We start from the raw sequence: 394 nt of genomic DNA, 5'->3' as shown, positions 1-394 counted from the left end.
CATCACCAAGGACGGCATCTACACCAGCAACCGTAACATCGGGCACTACACGGTCCACGAAGCTACCCTGGTCAGCATGCCAATTTTCTATCGGACACCTGAGGAAAATCGCGATAGGGAATTCGTCAAGACCATGTATATTGATGAACCTGAAATTCTGGATGCGGCCATTGCTAAAATTCCTCAAGAATTTTATGGCCGTTTTACCATCGTAAAATCTCGGCCCTTCTACCTAGAACTGACCAATAAAACTTCCAGCAAGGGGACTGCAGTCCTTCATTTGGCTGAAAAATTGGGCATTGCTGTCGAAGAAACCATGGCTATCGGCGATGAAGAAAATGACCGGACCATGCTAGAGGTTGTCGGCCATCCGATTGTCATGGAAAATGGGAAT

At 47.0% G+C, this 394-nt stretch carries 1 protein-coding gene; it reads left to right on the top strand.

Going from position 1 to position 394, the window contains the following annotated elements:
• On the top strand, positions 1 to 394 hold a 394-nt coding region (locus FH871_RS35090; RefSeq protein WP_138995368.1), incomplete at both ends, for an HAD-IIB family hydrolase.

The sequence above is a fragment of the Larkinella sp. C7 genome (assembly GCF_006149005.1).
Taxonomy (GTDB): domain Bacteria; phylum Bacteroidota; class Bacteroidia; order Cytophagales; family Spirosomataceae; genus Larkinella.
The sequence above is the reverse complement of the archived record's forward strand: the minus strand, read 5'-3'. Positions and strand labels throughout refer to the sequence as shown.